The sequence below is a fragment of the Micrococcus sp. iso_229 genome, assembly GCF_058072725.1.
In genome coordinates this window covers 93,551-113,526 of the sequence record NZ_CM176514.1, presented here as the reverse complement: position 1 = coordinate 113,526, position 19,976 = coordinate 93,551, and the positions used below count along the sequence as shown (strand labels likewise).

The window sequence follows — 19,976 nt, the reverse complement described above, 5'->3', positions numbered from 1 at the left end:
CCCGGGGGATTCCGGGCGGCCGGGCCTCACCGGCCCTTCTTGGGGGCGAACGCCTTGGCGATGAACCGTGCCGCCAGGTTGAGCAGCATGACGATGGTCACGAGCAGCAGGGCGGCTGCCCAGGCGCGGGCGGTCGAGGGGTCCGCCGCCGTGGGCGAGGTCGGGGCGACCAGCTGGCGGTAGATGTACACCGGCAGCGCGGTCATCCAGTTGTCGAACGGGTTCCAGTTGATGCTGGTGGCGAAGCCGGCCGTCACGAGGATCGGCGCGGTCTCGCCCGCCACGCGGGCGATGGCCAGGGTGACGCCGGAGGCGATGCCGGAGATCGCGGTGGGCAGGACCACCTTGGCGATGGTCTGCCACTTGCGCACGCCCAGGGCGTAGGCGCCCTCGCGCAGCTCGTTGGGCACCACGCGGAGCATCTCCTCCGTGGATCGCACGACCACGGGGATCATGAGCACCGAGAGCGCGATCGCGGCCGTGAGACCCATCTGCACGGACTGCAGTGCGGTGGAATTGCTGCCGGTGACCAGGGTCAGGACCCACGTGATCGCGGCGTAGGCGAAGAGGCCGGCCACGATCGAGGGGATGCCGGTCATGACGTCCACGAAGAACACGATGGCGCGGGAGAACCAGCCGCCGCGGCTGTACTCCACCAGGTAGATGGACGTGAGCATGCCGATCGGCACGGAGATCAGGGTCGCGATGATCGTGATCACGACGGTGCCGATCAGGGCGTGGCCGAAACCGCCCGCGAGCCCGCCGGCGGGCTTGCCGGCCTCCACCCATGCCGAGTCGTCGATGCCGGTGATGCCCTTCATGTCGTACGCCATGATCTGCGGGTTGGCGATCAGGGTCGGCAGACCGGCGGAGAGGACCGACCACAGCACGGAGACCAGCGGCACCAGGGCCACGAGGAACGCCAGCCACACGAGGTTGCGGCACAGGCCGTCTGCGGCGCGGCGCCGGTTCTCCATCACACGGGTGGCCACGTAGAGCCCCGCGATGTAGAGGATGGCGGCGATGATCACGAAACCGACGACGTTGAAGGCGCCGCTGAGCAGCACGGTCAGGCCGGCGGCGACGACGGCCGCGGCGGCTGCGACGGCCATCCAGGTCCAGCCGGGCTTCTGACCCTCGGTCAGGGAGTGACGCCGCGGCGTCACGCTGTCCTCGGTGGCCCGGGGAGAAGTCGAGACAGTGCTCATGTCAGTTGGCTCCCGAGAATTCCTTGTGCTTGTTCACGATCGCGCGGGCGATCATGTTCACCGCCAGGGTGATGATGAAGAGCATGAGACCGGCAGCGATCAGCTCGTGCAGGCGCATGTTGAACGCCTCGGGGAAGTTGAGCGCGATCTCCGACGGGATCGTCTGGTTCCTGCCGGACTCCACGAGCGACCAGGAGAAGACGCCGCCGGAGAGCACCATGGTGACCGCCATGGTCTCGCCGAGCGCGCGGCCGAGGCCGAGCATGATCGAGGAGACGATGCCGGCCCGGGCGAACGGGAACACGGTCATCTTGATCATCTCCCAGCGCGTGGCGCCGAGACCGAGCGCGGCCTCCTCGTGGAGCTTCGGGGTCTGGGTGAAGATCTCACGGCAGAGCGCGGTGATGATCGGCAGGACCATCACGGCCAGCACGACGCCCGAGGTCAGCAGGGTGCGGCCCGTGGTGGTGGCCGAGCCGCCGAAGAACGGGATGAAGCCCAGGTTCTCGTTGAGCCAGCCGTAGATCGGCACCATCAGCGGAGCGAGCGTCAGCCAGCCCCACACGCCGTAGACCACGGAGGGGATCGCGGCCAGCAGATCGATCACGAAGCCCACCGACTGCGCGATGCGCGGAGGCGCATAGTGCGAGATGAACAGGGCGACACCGATCGCGACCGGGGTGGCGATGAGCAGAGCGATGATCGACACCATCACGGTGCCGGCCATGAGCGGCCACACGTACTGGAAGAAGGAGTCCGCAGACACGAGCTCCGCGCCCGGCTGCAGGGCGGGCCATGCCTCCGTCAGGAGGAAGACCGCCACGAAGGCGAGCACGAGCAGGATCAGGACGGCGGCCGCCAGGGCCCCGCCGGAGAGGAGCTTGTCTCCGGCGGCTCCGCGGCGGGGGCCGCGCAGGCTGGACGACTTCGGTGCCGCCTCGTTGGTGGTTGAGGACACAGTGTCTTCCCTCAGATCGACGTGCATGGTGATGGACGGGCCGCGACGAACGAGCGCCCTGACGCCGCTTCAGCCGCCGGGCCCGTGGGGCCCGGCGGCCGAAGCGACGGTGGGTCAGCCGACAAGAAGCGACATCAGCCCTTGACCGAGATGGCCTCGATGCGCTCCATGGCCTTCTTGCGGGTGTCCTCGGAGATCGGGGCGTTGCCCGCGGACTCCTCGGCGGTCTTCTGACCGTCCTCGGACACGACGTACTCGGCGAAGGCCTTGACCTGGTCCACGGTCTCCTGCGAGTCGTACTGGTTGCAGTAGATGTGGTAGGAGACCAGGACGACGGGGTACACGCCGGACTCGTCGGTGGCGCGGTCGAGCTCGATCGAGCCGTCCTCCTTGGCCTCGGACTTCTCGACGGTCGCGGCCGCGGCCTCGGCGGAGTACTTCACGTACTCCTCGCCGACCTTCACGGACACGGTGCCCAGCTCGCCCACGGCGGAGGCGTCGGCGTAGGTGATGGCGCCCTCGGTCTGGGAGGCCAGGCCCACGACACCCTTGGTGCCCTGGGCGGACTCGGCAGTGATGTCGGACGGCCAGGTCTCGACCTCGTCGTAGGACCAGGCATCGCCGGCGGCCTCGGTGAGGTAGGCGGTGAAGTTCTCGGTGGTGCCCGAGTCGTCGGAACGGTGCACGACGGTGATCGGGGTGTCGGGCAGCTCGACGCCCTCGTTCTGCGTGGCGATGGCCTCGTCGTTCCAGTTCTTGATCTCACCGGAGAACACCTTGGCGATGGTCTCGGCGTCCATCTTGACATCATCGACGCCCGGCAGGTTGTAGGCCACGGCGATCGGGGAGATGTAGGCCGGCACGTGGAAGGCGCCCTCGTCGCCGCAGTTCTTCTTGGCGGACTCAGCCTCCTCCTCCTTGAGGGCGGCGTCGGAGCCGGCGAAGGAGGTGGCACCGGCGAGGAACTTCTCACGACCGGCACCGGAGCCGTCCGGGGAGTACTGCACGGTCAGGTTCGGAGCGGTCTCGGTGACACCCTGGGTCCAGGCGGTCATGGCCGCCTCCTGCGAGGAGGCGCCGGCGCCGACCAGGTTGCCCTGGACCTCGGAGGTGGTGCCCTGCTCGCCGCCGGCGGAGCCGGAGGCATCGGAGCCGCCGTTGCCGCTGTCCGCGGAGGAGCAGGCGGTCAGGGCGATGGCGGCCACGGACAGGAGGGCGGCGGAGCGGCCGAAGCGGAGAGCCTTCACGAAGAGCCTCTTTCAATCGGATGACGACGGTGAGGGCAGAGCATCCGGCTGGCCCGGTTCTGCACCGCACTCGACCGTACGGTCCAGAGGTGAATCGAGTGCTCGGCCGGGGTGAACAGATGGTGAACTGGGGCGGCATTCGCGGGATTCGGCTGTGCGGTGGGTCACAATGCCCTGTTGAGCCCCGTACGGCGAGGGCTCTGCGGCGTCGGACTAGGCTGGCCGCATGACGGACCGCTTCGCCACCGCCACGGGCACGGTGCCGATGGTCGACCCCCAGACCCGCGGGGAGCGCCTCGGCCGCTTCCTGCGTCGGCGCGCCCGTGCGGGCTGGTCCCGCGTCCGCTCCTCCGTGGGCCAGGCCGCCCTCGTCGCGGTCTGCGCGGTGGGCGCCTACTGGTTCGCGGAGGCCGTCCTGGGCCACCAGCAGCCCCTGTTCGCCTCCACCGCCCTGCTGATCGCCCTCGGCTTCCAACGGGAGCCGAAGCTGCGCAAGGTGGCCGAGGTCGCCGTCGGCTGCACCGTCGGCATCCTGATCGGGGACCTGCTCATGGTCGGGCTCGGCCGCGGCCTGTGGCAGGCCTCGGTGGTCGTGTTCGTGTCCGTGATGGTGGCCCGGTTCCTGGACTCCGGCGCCACGTTCACGATGCAGATGTCCCTGCAGTCCGTCCTCGTGGTCCTCCTGCCCATCGGCACGGGAGGGCCGTTCGTCCGCAGCCAGGACGCGGTCGTGGGCGGCGTCCTGGCCCTGCTCGTCACGTTCCTCTCGCCCCAGGACGTGCGCCGCCCCGCGGTGCGTCAGCTGGGTGGGCTCTACGACTCGATCGCGACGGTGCTGCGCGACCTCTCCCGGGCCCTGCGGGAGGACGACTCCCGCACCGCCTGGATGGCGCTCGTGGCCAGCCGCGGCACGCACACCACGCTGGAGGCGCTGCGCAAGGAGCTGCGCGTCACGCATGAGCAGACCCTCTTCAACCCGCTGCACCGCTCCTCGCGCTCCTTCGTGGACGACGCGGTGAACGCGGCGGACCGCTCGGACCTGGCGGTGCGCTCCCTGCGGATCGTGGCCCGGCGGGTGGTCGCGGTCCTGGACGAGGGCGTGTTCGACGACGACGACCGCGAGCGCCTGGCCGCCTGGTTCGACGACGCCGCGGACGCCGTCGAGATCCTGCACCGCTCCCTCGTGGAGCCGCAGGCCGAGGGCCGCCACCGTTCGCTGTCCGTGGCGCGGGACGCCCTGGGGGCGTCCGCGTCCGCGCTGGACCCGCACCAGCTGGGCGGCGGGTCCGTGCACGGCGAGGCGCTCGTGATGCTGCTGCGGCCCATGATGGTGGACCTCATCGAGGCCACGGGCGCCGAGCACGACGAGGCGCGGGCCTACCTGCCCCGCGTCTGAGCCCGACGGCGACGCGCGGCCCCGGCGGTCGACGTCGGGGCCGCCCGCGGGCCGGTTAACGCGTCCGCCCCGGCTCCTAGAGTGGGCGCATGGCCACCAAGACCGCCCCGAAGCGTGCCCCCGGATACCGCTGCACCGAGTGCGGCTGGACCACCGTGAAGTGGGTCGGCCGCTGCGGGGAGTGCCAGTCGTGGGGCACGGTCGAGGAGATCGGGCTGACGTCCACCACCGGTCGCACGCGCGCGGCCACGGTCGCGGAGGTCGCGCCGCGCATCGCGGACGTGGACGCCACGCTGGCCTCGTTCCGCTCCACGGGGGTGCGCGAGCTGGACCGCGTGCTCGGCGGCGGCCTCGTGCCGGGCGCGGTGATCCTGCTGGCCGGCGAGCCGGGCATCGGCAAGTCCACGCTGCTGCTGGACGTGGCCGCCCAGACGGCCCGCGGCGCGGGCGGCGGCGGCCCGCGCTCGGTGCTGTACCTGACGGGTGAGGAGTCGGCGGCGCAGGTGCGCTCCCGGGCAGACCGGATCGGGGCGATCGCGGACACCCTGCGTCTGACGGCGGAGACGGACCTGGGTCGGGCGCTGGGGCAGATCGAGCGGACGGACCCGGAGCTGGTGATCGTGGACTCCGTGCAGACCCTGCAGTCCACCGAGGTGGACGGGATCGCCGGGGGCGTCAGCCAGGTGCGCGAGGTGGCCGCCAGCCTCATCCGCACGGCCAAGGAGAAGGGGATCACCACGGTCCTGGTGGGCCACGTGACGAAGGACGGGACCATCGCGGGTCCGCGGCTGCTCGAGCACCTCGTGGACGTGGTGTGCCAGTTCGAGGGGGACCGCCACTCACGGCTGCGCCTGGTGCGTGCGGTGAAGAACCGCTTCGGGCCCACGGACGAGGTCGGCTGCTTCGACCTGCGGGAGGACGGCATCGAGTCCCTGGACGACCCCTCCGGTCTGTTCCTCTCGGGCGTCTCGGAGCCGGTCGAGGGCACGTGCGTGACGGTGACGCTCGAGGGCCGGCGCCCGCTCGTGGCCGAGGTGCAGTCCCTGCTCACCCCGTCCGCCGGCGGCAGCCCGCGCCGCACCGTCTCCGGTGTGGACGCGGCGCGCGTGAACATGCTCCTGGCCGTGCTCCAGCGCCGGGCCCGTTTCGCCCTCGCCCAGGACGACTGCTACGTGGCCACCGTGGGCGGCGTGCGGCTCTCGGAGCCCGCCTCGGACCTGGCCGTGGCCGTCGCCGTGGCCTCGGCGAAGCTCTCGGCCCCCGTCCCGCAGGGGATGATCGCCGTCGGTGAGCTCGGGCTGGCCGGGGAGGTGCGCCCCGTGCCCGGCATCGGGCGACGGGTGCGCGAGGCCGCCCGCCTGGGCTTCACCCGCGCCCTGGTCCCCCGCTCCCCCGAGCCGCTCGGGGACGTCCCCGCGGGCTTCACGGTGGCGGAGGTCGGCTCGATCGGCGAGGCCCTCGCCACGATCCCCACGTGGACCGGCGGCGGCCCGGCCGCGCATCCGGAGGCCGGCCCCGGCCGCTGACGGCGCGGCCGGCTCAGCGGGACGGTGACGGCGACGGGTCGGTGGTCGAGACCGACGCCGGGGACGGCGAGGCCGACGCCGAGGCTGAGGCGGACGCCGGAGCTGAGCCGGACCCCGACGGGGAGGCGCTGCCGCTCGAGGAGGGGGCGGCCGAGGAGCTGCCGTCCTGGGCCCCCGGGGCGAGCTCCTCGAGGATCTTCAGCGCGACGGGGCGGGAGGTGACGTCGCCGAGGCCGACCGTCAGCAGATGGGGCCCGGGCTCCGCGAGAGCGCCGAGGCGGCCGCAGTCCTGGCTCGAGGCGCGGCCGGACCAGCGGTACACGGCGGTGAGCTCCTCGTGCGGGTACAGCACCCGCTGGGCCTCCGCGGGGTCCGCCTGGCAGATGCGGGTGGAGAAGACGTCGTCGCCCTCGGCCGTGCGGATCGTGAACTCCTGCCGGGCCGTGCCCACATCCGTGCGGCACGGGGTCGAGGAGAGGTTCGTGATGCCCAGGCGCAGCTCGGCCTCCTCGCCCCGCTGGTACTCGGACCGGTCCGCGGAGGCGGCGATCCGCAGGTCCGAGGGCTGGCACTCGGCCGCGTCCTCGAGGGCCACGGTGGGCGAGGCGGAGCCGGACTCGGCGTCCGTGGCCGGGGCGGGCGACGGGGAGTGCACCGGCGTCGGAGCGGCCGAGGGGTCGGCGTCCTCAGAGGAGAAGGCGCCGATCCCGGCGCGGACGAGCGCCACGACGGCCCAGCCCACGAGGAGCAGGAGCACGAGGGCGAGCAGGGCGGCCACGAGCCGGCGGCGGCGGTAGACGGCGGGGGACGGCTTCGACCCGGGGGAAGTCGGACGAGACGGCATGCGATCCAGGGTAGGCGGCGGCGCACCCTACAGTGGACGCCATGCCCGTGCCCGCCCCCCTCGTCCCGCCCACGGTGGACGTGCCGCGCCTGCACGACGCGGTGCTGGGCTGGTTCGCCGTCCACGCCCGAGACCTGCCCTGGCGCAGCCCGGACTGCTCCCCGTGGGGCGTGCTCGTCTCGGAGATCATGCTCCAGCAGACGCCGGTCGTGAGGGTGCTGCCCCGCTGGCGGGAGTGGCTGGAGCGCTGGCCCACCCCCGCGGACCTGGCCGCCGCCCCCACCGCAGACGTGCTCACAGCCTGGGACCGACTCGGCTACCCGCGCCGGGCGCTGCGCCTCCAGGAGGCCGCCCGGGCTGTCGTCCAGCGCCACGACGGCCGGGTGCCGGCCGACCCCGCGGCCCTGCGCGCCCTGCCCGGCATCGGCGAGTACACGGCCGCGGCGGTCGCGAGCTTCGCGTTCGGCCTCCCCGAGACCGTCGTGGACACCAACGTGCGCCGGGTGATCGCGCGCGCGGTCGCGGGTGAGGCCCTGCCCGGCAGGTCGCTGACCCGCGCCGAGATGCGCCGCGCCCAGGCCCTGATGCCCGCGGACCCCGCCCGCGCCAACGCGTGGAACGCGGCCGTCATGGAGCTCGGGGCCCTCGTCTGCACCGCCCGCTCCCCCGCCTGCGACCGCTGCCCCCTGGCGGAGATGTGCGCGTGGGTCGCGGCGGGCTCGCCGCCGCCGGCGGAGGTGCCGCGCGGCCAGGCCTGGGCCGGCACGGACCGTCAGGTGCGCGGGGCCGTGATGGCGGCCGTCCGCGAGCACGGGCGCGTGGCCGAGGCGGAGGTGCCCGCCGTCGTCGTGGCCGGGGGGCGGCTCGGGTCGCACCGCCCCGAGGACGCGCAGTGGACGCGGTGCGTGGCTGGGCTCGTGGCGGACGGGCTGCTGGCCCGGGACGACGACGGCGGCCTCACCTTCCCGGCCTGACCTCGCCGGGGCACGGGGCGGCCCGCGGTGCGGGGGCTCAGAGGCGGCGGATCATCCGCGTGTTGCCCAGCGTGTTCGGCTTGACCCGGGCGAGGTCGAGGAACTCGGCGACGCCCTCGTCCGTGGAGCGCAGCAGCTCTGCGTAGACCTCCGGGTCCACGGCGGACTGGTCCGCCATCACCTCGAATCCGTGCCGGCGGAAGAACTCGACCTCGAAGGTCAGGCAGAAGACCCGCTCGACGCCCACGGCCCGCGCGCGGTCGAGCAGCTCCTCGATGATCAGGTGCCCGACGCCGGTCCCCCGGTGGGCCTCCGAGACGGCGAGGGTGCGGACCTCGGCGATGTCCTGCCACATCACGTGGAGGGCGCCGAAGCCGGCCAGGGTCCCGTCCGCCTCCTCGGCGACCACGAACTCCTGGATGGCCTCGTAGTAGGCCACGGCCTCCTTCTGGAGCAGAACGCGCTCCCGCGCCAGCGGCTCCACGAGCGCCTGGATGACCGGGACGTCCTGGGTCCGCGCCGAGCGGAGGGTGAGGGGGCGGTCGGCAGGCATGGGGTCCAGTCTAGGCACGGGCATCCCGGCCCTGGACAGACGGGAGCCCCCGTCCCGGCGGACCGGGCGGGGGCTCCCGCGGCGTCGACGGCAGGCTCAGGCCTGCTGCTCGCCCTCGTCCCCGGACAGGAACTTCTCCTGCGCGCCGTCGACACCCTTGTTCACGGTGTCGCCGTGCTCGCCGAGCTTGTCGCCGTGCTGCTCCTGAGCGTTGTCCACGGCCTCGTTGATCTTGTCCGAGTGCTGGTTTGCGAGGTTGTTCAGGTCACCGATACCCATGGGCGGCCTCCTTCTTCTCGGGGCTGTTCCGCGGCCGTCCCGGCGAGCGCCGGGTCGAAGCGGAGACAGGACCACCGTCGAGCGGTCACAGACCACAGTGGCACCGATCCCGCCGCGAGGGAACCCCTCTCGTGCCTGCGGGGAGGCGGGCCGGTTCAGCGGTCCTTCGGGAGGCCGTCCTTGATGCCGGCGGCGGTATCGCGGACCTCGGCCCCAGCGTCCCGCGGGGGGACGACGACGGCCCGCCGCCTCCTCCCCGAGGGAAGGGGCGACGGGCCGTGGGCACCGGACGCGCGGTCCGGCGTCGTGGATCAGGCCCCGCGGGTCACGCGGAGCGGTCGGCGTCCACCGGATCGCCGGCACCGGGCTCGAGCTCGGCCAGGTCCGCACCCTCCAGGGCCTCCCGGCCGCCGGAGAACGTGAACGTCAGCTCGGCGCCCTCCCCCTCGCCCGTGGCGTCCACGGTGATGTGGGAGCCGGCCGGGATCTCGCCGAAGAGGATCTTCTCCGAGAGCTGGTCCTCCACCATCTGCTGGATGGTGCGGCGCAGCGGGCGGGCGCCCATGGCCGGATCGTAGCCGCGGTCCGCGAGCAGTTCCTTGGCGGACTGGGTGAGCTCGATGGACAGGTCCTGCTCCGCCAGGCGCTTGCCGAGGCGGGAGATGAACAGGTCCACGATCTCCACGATCTCGTGCTTCTGCAGCTGCGGGAACACGATCACGTCGTCCACGCGGTTGAGGAACTCGGGGCGGAAGTGCTGGCGCAGCTCCTCCTTGACCTTGCCCTTCATCCGCTCGTACCCGGTGGTGGTGTCCGTGGCCGACTGGAAGCCGGTCATGACGCCCTTGGAGATGTCCCGGGTGCCGAGGTTCGTGGTCATGATGATCACGGTGTTCTTGAAGTCCACCACGCGGCCCTGCGAGTCGGTCAGGCGACCGTCCTCAAGGATCTGCAGCAGGGAGTTGAAGAGGTCCTGATGGGCCTTCTCCACCTCGTCGAACAGCACCACGGAGAACGGACGGCGGCGGACCTTCTCGGTGAGCTGGCCGCCCTCCTCGTAGCCCACGTAGCCGGGAGGGGCACCGAACAGACGCGAGACGGTGTGCTTCTCCTGGAACTCGGACATGTCCAGCGTGATGAGCGCGTCCTCGTCCCCGAAGAGGAACTCCGCGAGGGACTTGGCCAGCTCCGTCTTGCCGACGCCGGTGGGGCCGGCGAAGATGAACGACCCCGAGGGGCGGTTCGGGTCCTTCAGGCCCGCGCGGGTGCGGCGGATGGCGCGGGACAGGGACTTGATCGCCTCGTCCTGGCCGATCACGCGGCGGTGGAGCTCCTCCTCCATGTTGCGCAGGCGGTCCGTCTCCTCCTCGGTGAGCTTGAACACCGGGATGCCGGTGGACTTGGAGAGCACCTCGGCGATGAGGTCCTCGTCCACCGTGGCGACGTCGGCGTCCGCGCCGGTGCGCCACGCCTGCTCCTTCTCTCGGCGCTCGTCCTCGAGCTGCTGCTCCTGGTCGCGCAGGCGGGCGGCGCCCTCGAAGTCCTGGCCGTCGATGGCGGCCTCCTTCTGGGTGCGCACCTCCGCGATCCGGGACTCGTAGGCCTTGATCTCCGGCGGCACGGTCATGCGACGGATGCGCAGACGCGCGCCGGCCTCGTCGATCAGGTCGATGGCCTTGTCCGGCAGGTGCCGGTCGGAGACGTAGCGGTCCGCCAGGCCGGCGGCGGCCTTGAGCGCGCCGTCCGTGATGGAGACCTTGTGGTGCGCCTCGTAACGGTCCCGCAGGCCGCGCAGGATCTCCGTGGCGTCCTCGACGGACGGCTCGGCGACCTGGATCGGCTGGAAGCGGCGCTCGAGCGCGGCGTCCTTCTCGATGTGCTTGCGGTACTCGTCCAGCGTGGTGGCGCCGATGGTCTGGAGCTCACCCCGGGCCAGCATCGGCTTGAGGATGCTGGCGGCGTCGATCGCACCTTCGGCCGCGCCCGCCCCGACGAGGGTGTGGATCTCGTCGATGAACAGGATGATGTCCCCGCGCGTGCGGATCTCCTTGAGCACCTTCTTCAGGCGCTCCTCGAAGTCGCCGCGGTAGCGGGAGCCGGCCACGAGGGAGCCGAGGTCCAGCGAGTAGAGCTGCTTGTCCTTGAGCGTCTCCGGGACGTCGCCGCGGTCGATCGCCTGGGCCAGCCCCTCGACGACGGCGGTCTTGCCGACGCCGGGCTCGCCGATGAGCACGGGGTTGTTCTTGGTGCGGCGGGAGAGCACCTGCATGACGCGCTCCATCTCGCCCGCACGCCCGATGACGGGATCCAGCTTGCCGTCGTGCGCGGCCGCGGTGAGGTTGCGTCCGAACTGGTCCAGCACCACGGAGCCGGCGTTCTGGCCGGACTCCGCACCCTGGCCCACCCCGGCGCCCGCGGTCTCCTTGCCGCCCTGGGCGCCGCCCTGGTAGCCGGAGAGCAGCTGGATGACCGTCTGACGGACGCGGTTCAGGTCCGCGCCGAGCTGCACGAGGACCTGGGCGGCCACGCCCTCGCCCTCGCGGATCAGGCCGAGCAGGATGTGCTCGGTGCCGATGTAGTTGTGGCCGAGCTGCAGCGCCTCGCGCAGGGACAGCTCGAGCACCTTCTTGGCGCGCGGCGTGAAGGGGATGTGGCCGGGCGGGTTCTGCTGGCCCTGGCCGATGTCCTCCTGCACCTTCTCTCGCACGGCGCCCAGGGAGATGTCCATGGACTCCAGTGCCTTGGCTGCGACGCCCTCACCCTCGTGGATCAGTCCGAGCAGGATGTGCTCGGTGCCGATGTAGCTGTGGTTGAGCATGCGCGCCTCTTCCTGGGCGAGCACGACCACCCGACGGGCGCGGTCGGTGAATCTCTCGAACATGGGCACACTCCTTGCGTACGGTCGTGGTCGACACTACGCACCCGGACCGCGTGCCGCGCGGCTGTTCGCCAGCGGGAGAAGCCGCCCGGCCGTCGTCGGGAGGGGCCGGAACGAGGCCCGGGGACGCCGATTCCTCGACGCACCCGGGCGGGGCGCTCACTTGCGCTTCGCGTTGCGGTAGGCCTCCACCACGTCGCGGTGCAGGCGACCGCGGCTCGAGACCTCGTAGCCGTTCTCGGCCGCCCACTTGCGGATCTGGGCGGCCTCGACCTTGGGCGACGGCGGCGCCACGGCGCGGCCCTTCTTCATGTAGGGCTTCAGGAACTCACGGAGTTCCGCGGCGTGCTCCTTCGACAGGTCGATCTCGTAATTGCGACCGTCCAATGCGAAGTTCACGGTCTCATCTGCAGGCGAACCGTCAAGATCATCCACGAGGACCACTTCTACCTTCTGTGCCAACGGTGATTCCCACTTTCTTCTCTCGTGCGCGTGTCCCTGGGTTCCGGTCTTCGCTCTCGGGCTTCTTTCCCGCGTGCTCACGATTCCGGCCGTGCACTTGTGGTGATTCAAGAATACCGCAACAAAGCCGGGCAGAAGGATTCTTCAACGCCGAGGAAGGAATCTCAGCGGGCGCGGTCCTCCGGATCGGCCTCCGGCCCTCCCTCGGCTCGGCGTCGGGCCGCCCATTCACGGGCCTCGGCCTCCTCGCGGGCCGCCCGCGCGTCCGCGCCCGAGAGCCGGCGGGCCTGACTCTCGCGCTCACCCGTGTCCGAACGCAGCAGGGAGCGCATCACCAGCCAGAAGATGAGCCCGAGGCCGATCGAGGGGGCGAGGACGGAGAAGTAGTCCCAGAAGTCGGCCATGTCAGGCCTCCGGCTTGAGCAGCGGGAAGAGGATGGTCTCGCGGATGCCGGCGTCCGTGAACAGCATCACCAGGCGGTCGATGCCCAGGCCGATGCCGCCCATGGGCGGGGCGCCGTATTCGAGGGCGCGCAGGAAGTCCTCGTCCAGCTGCATGGCCTCGTCGTCGCCGGCGGCCGCCATCGCCGACTGGGCGGTCAGGCGCTCGCGCTGGATGACGGGGTCGATCAGCTCGGAGAACGCGGTGCCGCGCTCCATGCCGCCGATGATCAGATCCCACGCCTCGATGACGCGGTCGTCCGAGCGGTGCGGGCGCGCGAGCGGCTGGGCGGCCGGCGGGTAGTCGTACACGAACGTGGGGTTCATCAGGGTGGGCTCCACGATCTCACCGAACAGCTCGATCACGAGCTTCTCCGCGTCCCACGCGGGGTCCACCTTGACCTCGTGCTCCGCGGCGATCGCCCGCAGGGTCTCGGCGTCCGTGTCCGGGGTGATCTCGCGGCCCACGGCCTCGGACAGCCCCGGGTACACGGCGACCCAGGCCCACTCGCCGTCGAGGTCGATGACGCCCTTCGCGGTCTCGAGCCGACGCCCGGCGCCCACCGCGTCCGCGGCGTTGAGGATGATCTCCTGCATGCGCTCGGCCATGACGTGCATGTCCGCCCATGCCTCATAGGACTCGAGGGTGGTGAACTCGGGCGAGTGGGTCGAGTCCACGCCCTCGTTGCGGAACACGCGGCCGATCTCGAATACGCGGTCGATGCCGCCGACGACGGCGCGCTTGAGGTACAGCTCGGTGGCGATGCGCAGGGTCATCGGCTGGTCGAATGCGTTGAGGTGCGTCTCGAAGGGACGTGCGAGGGCGCCGCCGTGGACGAGCTGGAGCATCGGGGTCTCCACCTCCACGTAGCCGTGGCCCTCGAGGGTGCGCCGCACCGCCGAGGTGACCTTGGCGCGGGTGTAGACCATGCGGCGGGCCTCGTCGCGCACGATCAGGTCCGCGTAGCGCTGGCGGACGCGGGTCTCCTCGTTCAGGTCCGCGTGCAGCACGGGCAGGGGGCGCAGCGCCTTGGAGGCCATCTCCCACGCCGAGGCCATGATGGACAGCTCGCCCCGGCGCGAGACGATCACCTCGCCGGTGACGGAGAGGAAGTCGCCCAGGTCCACGACCTTCTTCCACTCGGCCAGGGACTCCTCCCCGACGGCGGCCAGGGACACCATGACCTGGAGGCGGACGGCCTCCCCGTCCGCGCCGGACTCCTGCAGGGTGGCGAAGCAGAGCTTGCCGGTGTTGCGGAGGAAGACGACGCGCCCGGTCACCGACACGGTCTCGCCCGAGGTCCAGTCGGGCTCGTGGCCGTCGAACCGCTCGCGCACCTCGGCCAGCGCGTGGGTGCGCGGCACCTGCACGGGGTAGGCCTCGCGGCCCGAGGCGAGCAGCTGCTCACGCTTGGCGGCGCGGACGGCCTGCTGATCGTGGTGGTCGACGGCGGCGGAGGCGGAGTTCTGGGTGGTCACGGTCCCCGAGTCTACCGACGGCGCCCCGCCGGTCAGCCGCGCACCTCGGGGTTGACGAGGGCCGGGACCTCCGCGCCCGTGGCCATGGCGATCGCGTTGCGCGCGGCCAGCTCGGCCATCGCGGCGCGGGTGTCCCGGGTGGCGGAGCCCAGGTGCGGCAGGAGCATCACGTTCTCCAGCTCGGCCAGGCCCGGTGCGAGGGCGGGCTCGTCCTCGTAGACGTCCAGACCGGCCCCGAAGAGCCGCCCCTCGCGCAAGGCGGTGACGAGGGCCGCCTCGTCCACCACGGGCCCGCGGGCCGTGTTGACGAGGACGGCGTCGTCCTTCATCTTCGCGATCACGTCCGCATCCACGAGGTGGTGGGTGTCGTCCGTCAGGGGCACGTGGAGGGACAGGACGTCCGCGGCCTCGACGAGCTCCTCCCAGCGGACCTGACGGACGCGGCCGGCGAGGTCGCCGAGCTCCTCGGCCGCCACCTCCCGGTGCGCGGGCGGTCGCGGCGCGAACACGACGTCCATGCCGAAGGCGAGCGCGCGCTCGGCCACCGCCTTGCCGATCCGCCCGAAACCGGCCAGGCCCAGGGTCGCGCCGCGCACGTCCCTGCCCACGAGCAGGTCCGGCGCCCAGCCGTGGAAGCGCCCCTCGCGCACCATCCGCTCACCCTCGTGGGCGCGGCGGGTCACACCGAGGATCAGGAGCATCGCGATGTCCGCGGTGGCGTCCGTGAGCACGTCCGGGGTGTTGCCGACGGCGATCCCCCGCCGCGTCGCGGCGGCCACGTCCACGTTGTTGTAGCCGACCGCGTAGTTGGCGATGCCCCTGATCCGCGCGTCGGCGAGCACGTCGGCGGTGAACTTCTGGTCCAGGGCCGAGACGACGACGTCGTAGTCCCCGGAGGCCACCAGCCGCGCGAGCGCGGCGTCCCCTCCGACGTCGGCGCCGTCCACCACCTCTCCGGCCGCGCGCAGCATCCCGAGCCCGGGCTCGGGGAGGCGGGTCATGAGCAGGAAACGGGGGGTCACGGCAGCGCCTCACTCTCGGATCGGGGCGGGGAGGACGGGGCGTCGTCCGGCGTGACCAGGCTAACCGCGAACGGCGGGTGCGGCCCGGGCCGACGCCCCTTATGATTGACTCTCGTCAATCATTGACTTATCTCAATCACCGCGCCGCCCCTCCCGCCGAAGGACCCCATGACCCCGACCTCCCCCGCCCCCGAGGCCGTCGCGCCGGCCAGCGCCCCCTCGCTCGAGCGCGCCGCCGCCGACGCCGCGCGCCACCGCGCCGTGCTCCAGGCCCTCACCGGCCTCCTGCTGGGCATGTTCGTCTCGATGATCGCCAACACGGTGGTCTCGACGTCGATGCCGGTGATCATCCACGACATCGGCGGCGACCAGACCGCCTACACCTGGGTCATCACCTCGGCCCTGCTCGCCACGGCCATCGCCACCCCGATCTGGGGCAAGCTGGCCGACCTCGTCAACCGCAAGGTCCTCTTCCAGCTCGCCCTGGTGCTCTTCGTCGCCGCCTCCGCGGCGGCCGGCTTCACCCACGACCCGACCTTCCTGATCGTCTGCCGCACCGTGCAGGGCCTGGGCGGCGGCGGCCTCGCCGCGCTCAGCCAGGTGATCATGGCGGACATCATCAGCCCGCGTGAGCGCGGCCGCTACATGGGCCTGTTCGGCGCCGTGATGGCCGTGGCCACGGTGGGCGGCCCCCTGGCCGGCGGCGTGATCACCGACCTGTGGGGCTGGCGCTGGAACTTCTTCGTGGCGGTGCCCTTCGCCGTCGTCGCCCTGGTGATGGTGCAGCGCACCCTCCACCTCCCGCACCGCGAGCGCCAGAAGGTGTCCATCGACTACCTCGGCATCGTGTTCCTGGCCGCGGCCACCGCGCTGCTGCTGATCTGGGTCACCAGCGCCGGCCGCGACTTCGACTGGGCCAGCACCACCACCGCGTGGATGCTCGGCGGCGTCGCCGTCGCCACCGTCCTGTTCGTCGTGACCGAGCTGCGCGTCGCCGAGCCGCTCATCCCGCTCACCCTCTTCCGCGACCGCACCTTCACCCTCGCGACGATCGCTTCGATCGCCACGGGCCTGGCCATGTTCGGCTCCTCCGTCTACCTGGCCCAGTACATGCAGCTCGCCCGCGGCGCGACCCCGACCCAGGCCGGCCTCATGACCATCCCGATGATCGTCGGCCTGCTCGTGTCCTCCACGGTGATCGGCGGCGTCATCACCCGCACCGGCGTGTGGAAGCGCTGGCTCGTGATCGGCGCCGTCCTGCTGATCGCCGGCACCGGCCTGCTCGGCACCCTGCACTACGACACCTCGTTCTGGCTGGTGTCCCTCTACATGTTCCTGCTCGGCGCCGGCGTCGGCATGACCATGCAGAACCTCGTGCTCGTGGTGCAGAACACCACGGACCCGCGCCAGATGGGCGTCGCCAGCTCCGGCGTCACCTTCTTCCGCACCCTGGGCGGCAGCATCGGCGTCGCCGTGATGGGTGCCGTGGTGTCCAACGTGGTCCCGGACCGCATCGAGGAGCGCCGCGCGGACCTCGCCGCGGCCCTGCGCAGCCTGGGCCCGGACGCCGCCGAGTGGTCCGAGAGCCTGAAGTCCAGCACCCTGCCACGCGTGGCGGAGATGCCCGATGGCCTGCGCTCGATCTTCGAGGACGTCTACGCCACCGGCATCTCCCACGCGTTCCTCGTGGGCGTGCCGCTCGCGATCGTCGCGCTGGCCGCGATCCTGTTCCTGCCGAACATCCCGCTGGGCCGCATGACCGCCTCCGAGCGCCTCCACGCCACCCGCGCCGACCTGGCCACCCACTCCACGGCCGAGGCCATGCAGACGCTGCCCGCGACCGGACCGATCCCCGTGGTGACCGCGGCGCCGGGGCAGCATCTGGCCGAGGACCCGGAGCAGTCCCGGGCGGTGGCGGCCGAGCCCCCGGCGACGGCGTCACCGGTGGCCGGCCGGCCCGTCGTTCCCACGGCGCTGGCCGTGGCGGGGACGGCCCTGCTGGCGGTCGTCGTCACCGCGCTGATCCGGGCCCGCCGTGGCTGACGGCGCCCCGGACCCGGTCGGAGGCGGCGACGACGCAGGCTTCGAGGCCGCCGCCCAGGGGCTCGAGCAGGCGTTCTCGCGTCTGGTCCTGCAGCACCGCCAGGTGATGGCCCGCTACGCGGCGGCCCTCAGCCCGGACCTGTCCGTCGGGGCGATGAAGGCGTTCATGATGCTGGCCGGCGGAGGGACCATGACGCCCTCGGCCGTGGCCGAAGGCCTGCTGGTGGACCGCGCCCAGGTCTCCCGCATGGTCCGCGACCTCGAGGCCGCCGGGCTGATCACCCGCGAGCCGGACCCGCGGGACCGCCGCTCCGCCCTCCTGAGCGCCACCCCCGAGGGGCTCGCCCGCCTCGACGCGGTGCGCGGCGGCCCGGCGGGTCGCGGGCTGCGCCGCGACCTGGCGCGTTGGGACCGCGAGGACATCCGGACGCTGACGCGCCTGCTGGACCGGCTGGCCGCCGAGCGGCAGACCCGGATGCAGGACCCCGCCGAATCCGAGTGAGCCGCCGGCCGGAGCCGCGGGGCCCGGCCGGCGTGCGGGATCACCAGATGGTGACGCGCTCCTCCGGGGCCAGCCACATGGGGTCCCCCTCGCGCGTGCCGAACGCCTCGTGGAAGGCGTCGATGTTCTTGACCACCTGGTTGCAGCGGAACTCGTTGGGCGAGTGCGGGTCCGAGGCGATGCGGGTGACCATGGCCTCCGGTCGCGTGAGCTGACGCCACACGGTGGCCCAGGCGGTGAAGAACTCGCGGTCCCCGGCCGCGGCGTCGAGGGAGGCGCCGTCGCCCTCGTCCCGCCAGATCTCCAAGGCGCGGTGGGCGATGCCCAGGCCGCCGAGGTCGCCGATGTTCTCCCCGAGGGTGAACTCGCCGTTGACGCGGTGGTCCGGGGCCTCGGCCGGGGAGAGCGCGTTGTACTGGGCCACCAGCCGGGAGGTGCGCTCGGTGAACGCCGCGCGATCCTCCTCGGTCCACCAGTCCTCGAGCCGACCGGCACCGTCGTACCGCGAACCCTGGTCGTCGAAGCCGTGGCCGATCTCGTGGCCGATCACGGCGCCGATCGCCCCCATGTTCGCCGCCATCGAGGACTCGGGATCGAAGAACGGCGGCTGCAGGATGGCGGCCGGGAAGACGATCGCGTTCTCGAGCGGCGAGTAGTACGCGTTCACCGTCTGCGGCGTCATGTGCCACTCCTCCGGGTCCGGCCCGTCCGCGATCTTGCGCAGGTCCCGCTCCCACTCGAGCTCCGAGGAGGAGCGGGCGTTGCCCAGCAGGTCGCCGGCGTGGACCTCGAGGGCGGAGTAGTCCAGCCACTTCGAGGGGTAGCCCACCATGGGACGGAACATCGCCAGCTTCTCGAGCGCCCGCTGACGGGTCTCCTCCCCCATCCACTCGAGCTCCTCGATGGACCGGCGGTAGGCCTCCTGGAGCAGGCCCACGAGCTCGTCCATCGCGGCCACGTGACCCTGCGGGAAGTGGCGGGCCACGTAGAGCTGCGCCACGTCCTCGCCGGCCGCCCCGTTGACGAACGCGACCGCGCGCTTCCAGCGCGGACGGACCTCCTCGGTGCCGGCCAGGCGGCGTCCGTAGAAGGAGAAGTTCTCCTGCACGAAGGCGTCCGGCAGGAACCCGGCGAAGGAGCGCAGCACCTGCAGGATCAGCCAGTGGCGCCAGTCCTCGAGGTCGGCGGCCTCGGGGCCGTCGAGCAGCTCCTGCACACCCGAGAGGAAGTCCGGCTGCCACACCACGACCTCTGCGGCGCGCTCGCCCGCGGCGTCCACGCCCTCGAGCCAGGCGTCGGCCAGGGGGAAGAGCTCCGTCAGCCGGTCGTGGGTCATGAGGTTGTAGCGGGCCACGGCGTCCCGGGTGCGGACCACGTCCCAGTGCAGGGCGGCGATGCGCTTCTCCAGCTCCACCACCCGGGTGCCCAGCGCGGCGGCCTCGGTCCGGTCCGCGCCGATCCCGGCCAGCGCCAGCAGGCGGCCGGTGTGCTCGGTGTACTGCTGGAGGATCTCGGCGTAGGCCTCGTCCCGGTAGTAGGACTCGTCCGGCAGGCCCAGACCGCCCTGGAGCAGGTGCAGGAGCATGCGGTCCGGGTTCCCGGCGTCGTTGAGGGCGCCGGTGTTGATGAGGCCGGAGACGCCCTGGCGCTGCAGCCTTCCGGACAGGGCGAGCAGCTCCGCGGGGGTGGACACGGAGGCCACCGCCGCCAGGTCCGAGGCGATCGGCTCGAGGCCGCGGGCCTCCACGGTCTCGTCGTCCATGAAGGAGGCGTACAGCGCGGCGATCCGGCGCTTGAGCTCCGGATGCTCCGTGCCCTCCACGTCCTCCTCGTCGAGGGGGGCGAGCGGGGCGTCCCGGTGCGCACCGGCCGCGGCCGTGGCCTGCACACGCGCCTGGGCGGGGTCGAAGCCCGTGCCGACCTCGCGCACGGCGTCCTCGCACAGGTGCCGGACGGCGAGCTCGGCCGCGTCCCGCAGCTCGAGGAACGCGCCGTAGGCGCCCTGGTCCGCGGGGATCTCGTGGGTGTCCAGCCACCCGGCGTTGACGTGGCGGTACAGGTCCTCGCGCGGCGACGGGACTTCGGGCTCGGCGGTGGCGGTCACGGCGGATCCTCCTGGACGTGGGGGGTGGGACGGTCTCGCACGGCACTCTAGCCGTGACAC

At 72.2% G+C, this 19,976-nt stretch carries 17 protein-coding genes; 5 read left to right on the top strand and 12 right to left on the bottom strand.

The window, feature by feature from the left end; all coding sequences use genetic code 11:
- Positions 1-26: 26 nt before the first annotated feature.
- From pstA to pstS, 3 genes are all read right to left on the bottom strand, one after another.
- Positions 27-1,208: a phosphate ABC transporter permease PstA gene (gene pstA, locus AC3RKA_RS00520; RefSeq protein ID WP_489727317.1), complete on the bottom strand. Its 1,182-nt coding sequence runs from the start codon at positions 1,206-1,208 to the stop codon at positions 27-29.
- Between the two features lies 1 nt (position 1,209).
- A complete protein-coding gene (gene pstC / locus AC3RKA_RS00515) occupies positions 1,210-2,193 on the bottom strand; it encodes a phosphate ABC transporter permease subunit PstC (RefSeq protein WP_080983881.1) in 984 nt (327 codons plus the stop codon).
- Between the two features lie 107 nt (positions 2,194-2,300).
- Positions 2,301-3,413, bottom strand: a complete 1,113-nt coding sequence (gene pstS, locus AC3RKA_RS00510) for a phosphate ABC transporter substrate-binding protein PstS (RefSeq protein WP_489727316.1) — start codon at positions 3,411-3,413, stop codon at positions 2,301-2,303.
- Positions 3,414-3,639: 226 nt separating this feature from the next.
- Here pstS and AC3RKA_RS00505 point away from each other — a divergent pair, with 226 nt between their 5' ends.
- Together AC3RKA_RS00505 and radA are read left to right on the top strand one after the other, a co-directional pair.
- Positions 3,640-4,809: an FUSC family protein gene (locus tag AC3RKA_RS00505; RefSeq protein WP_060774552.1), complete on the top strand. Its 1,170-nt coding sequence runs from the start codon at positions 3,640-3,642 to the stop codon at positions 4,807-4,809.
- Between the two features lie 89 nt (positions 4,810-4,898).
- Positions 4,899-6,335: a DNA repair protein RadA gene (gene radA, locus AC3RKA_RS00500; RefSeq protein ID WP_069941089.1), complete on the top strand. Its 1,437-nt coding sequence runs from the start codon at positions 4,899-4,901 to the stop codon at positions 6,333-6,335.
- A 13-nt stretch (positions 6,336-6,348) separates the two neighbouring features.
- Here the strand turns inward: radA and AC3RKA_RS00495 are convergent, their stop codons facing one another.
- A complete protein-coding gene (locus tag AC3RKA_RS00495; RefSeq protein ID WP_145033058.1) occupies positions 6,349-7,179 on the bottom strand; it encodes a hypothetical protein in 831 nt (276 codons plus the stop codon).
- Between the two features lie 41 nt (positions 7,180-7,220).
- On the opposite strand from AC3RKA_RS00495, the gene AC3RKA_RS00490 reads away from it, so the two are divergent.
- Complete coding sequence (locus AC3RKA_RS00490; RefSeq protein WP_002856082.1) at positions 7,221-8,153, top strand: HhH-GPD family protein; 933 nt, start codon at positions 7,221-7,223, stop codon at positions 8,151-8,153.
- A 37-nt stretch (positions 8,154-8,190) separates the two neighbouring features.
- Here the strand turns inward: AC3RKA_RS00490 and AC3RKA_RS00485 are convergent, their stop codons facing one another.
- From AC3RKA_RS00485 to AC3RKA_RS00455, 7 genes are all read right to left on the bottom strand, one after another.
- A complete protein-coding gene (locus AC3RKA_RS00485) occupies positions 8,191-8,706 on the bottom strand; it encodes an amino-acid N-acetyltransferase (RefSeq protein ID WP_002856080.1) in 516 nt (171 codons plus the stop codon).
- 96 nt (positions 8,707-8,802) lie between these two features.
- The gene (locus AC3RKA_RS00480; RefSeq protein WP_002856078.1) at positions 8,803-8,985 is read right to left on the bottom strand and encodes an Rv0909 family putative TA system antitoxin; all 183 of its coding nucleotides are present in this window, start codon (positions 8,983-8,985) and stop codon (positions 8,803-8,805) included.
- A 325-nt stretch (positions 8,986-9,310) separates the two neighbouring features.
- Positions 9,311-11,866 carry an ATP-dependent Clp protease ATP-binding subunit gene (locus AC3RKA_RS00475; protein ID WP_311795764.1) on the bottom strand — a complete coding sequence of 852 codons (2,556 nt, stop codon included), beginning with the start codon at positions 11,864-11,866 and terminating at the stop codon, positions 9,311-9,313.
- Positions 11,867-12,022: 156 nt separating this feature from the next.
- Positions 12,023-12,325, bottom strand: a complete 303-nt coding sequence (locus AC3RKA_RS00470) for a histone-like nucleoid-structuring protein Lsr2 (protein ID WP_036314827.1) — start codon at positions 12,323-12,325, stop codon at positions 12,023-12,025.
- Between the two features lie 164 nt (positions 12,326-12,489).
- Positions 12,490-12,729 (bottom strand): hypothetical protein, encoded by a 240-nt coding sequence (locus tag AC3RKA_RS00465; protein WP_002856071.1) that lies wholly within the window; start codon positions 12,727-12,729, stop codon positions 12,490-12,492.
- A gap of 1 nt (position 12,730) precedes the next feature.
- The gene (gene lysS / locus AC3RKA_RS00460; RefSeq protein WP_115260158.1) at positions 12,731-14,245 is read right to left on the bottom strand and encodes a lysine--tRNA ligase; all 1,515 of its coding nucleotides are present in this window, start codon (positions 14,243-14,245) and stop codon (positions 12,731-12,733) included.
- 32 nt (positions 14,246-14,277) lie between these two features.
- A complete protein-coding gene (locus AC3RKA_RS00455; protein ID WP_269600614.1) occupies positions 14,278-15,267 on the bottom strand; it encodes a 2-hydroxyacid dehydrogenase in 990 nt (329 codons plus the stop codon).
- Between the two features lie 168 nt (positions 15,268-15,435).
- On the opposite strand from AC3RKA_RS00455, the gene AC3RKA_RS00450 reads away from it, so the two are divergent.
- Both AC3RKA_RS00450 and AC3RKA_RS00445 read left to right on the top strand, forming a co-directional pair.
- Entirely contained in the window at positions 15,436-17,310 is a 1,875-nt protein-coding gene (locus tag AC3RKA_RS00450; RefSeq protein ID WP_489727315.1) for an MDR family MFS transporter, read from the top strand.
- Positions 17,303-17,812, top strand: coding sequence for a MarR family winged helix-turn-helix transcriptional regulator (locus AC3RKA_RS00445; RefSeq protein ID WP_489727314.1), 510 nt, complete (start codon positions 17,303-17,305; stop codon positions 17,810-17,812). The genes AC3RKA_RS00450 and AC3RKA_RS00445 overlap by 8 nt, the downstream gene beginning before the upstream one ends.
- A gap of 40 nt (positions 17,813-17,852) precedes the next feature.
- Here AC3RKA_RS00445 and AC3RKA_RS00440 read toward each other — a convergent pair whose 3' ends face one another.
- Positions 17,853-19,916: a M13 family metallopeptidase gene (locus AC3RKA_RS00440; RefSeq protein WP_489727313.1), complete on the bottom strand. Its 2,064-nt coding sequence runs from the start codon at positions 19,914-19,916 to the stop codon at positions 17,853-17,855.
- Positions 19,917-19,976: the final 60 nt, after the last annotated feature.

Bases quoted from the DNA above. Each gene is read 5' to 3' on its own strand.
- pstA (WP_489727317.1), bottom strand. From the start codon at position 1,208: ATGAGCACTGTCTCGACTTCTCCCCGGGCCACCGAGGACAGCGTGACG.
- pstC (WP_080983881.1), bottom strand. From the start codon at position 2,193: ATGCACGTCGATCTGAGGGAAGACACTGTGTCCTCAACCACCAACGAG.
- AC3RKA_RS00505 (WP_060774552.1), top strand. From the start codon at position 3,640: ATGACGGACCGCTTCGCCACCGCCACGGGCACGGTGCCGATGGTCGAC.
- radA (WP_069941089.1), top strand. From the start codon at position 4,899: ATGGCCACCAAGACCGCCCCGAAGCGTGCCCCCGGATACCGCTGCACC.
- AC3RKA_RS00495 (WP_145033058.1), bottom strand. From the start codon at position 7,179: ATGCCGTCTCGTCCGACTTCCCCCGGGTCGAAGCCGTCCCCCGCCGTC.
- AC3RKA_RS00490 (WP_002856082.1), top strand. From the start codon at position 7,221: ATGCCCGTGCCCGCCCCCCTCGTCCCGCCCACGGTGGACGTGCCGCGC.
- AC3RKA_RS00485 (WP_002856080.1), bottom strand. From the start codon at position 8,706: ATGCCTGCCGACCGCCCCCTCACCCTCCGCTCGGCGCGGACCCAGGAC.
- AC3RKA_RS00480 (WP_002856078.1), bottom strand. From the start codon at position 8,985: ATGGGTATCGGTGACCTGAACAACCTCGCAAACCAGCACTCGGACAAG.
- AC3RKA_RS00475 (WP_311795764.1), bottom strand. From the start codon at position 11,866: ATGTTCGAGAGATTCACCGACCGCGCCCGTCGGGTGGTCGTGCTCGCC.
- AC3RKA_RS00465 (WP_002856071.1), bottom strand. From the start codon at position 12,729: ATGGCCGACTTCTGGGACTACTTCTCCGTCCTCGCCCCCTCGATCGGC.
- AC3RKA_RS00450 (WP_489727315.1), top strand. From the start codon at position 15,436: ATGACCCCGACCTCCCCCGCCCCCGAGGCCGTCGCGCCGGCCAGCGCC.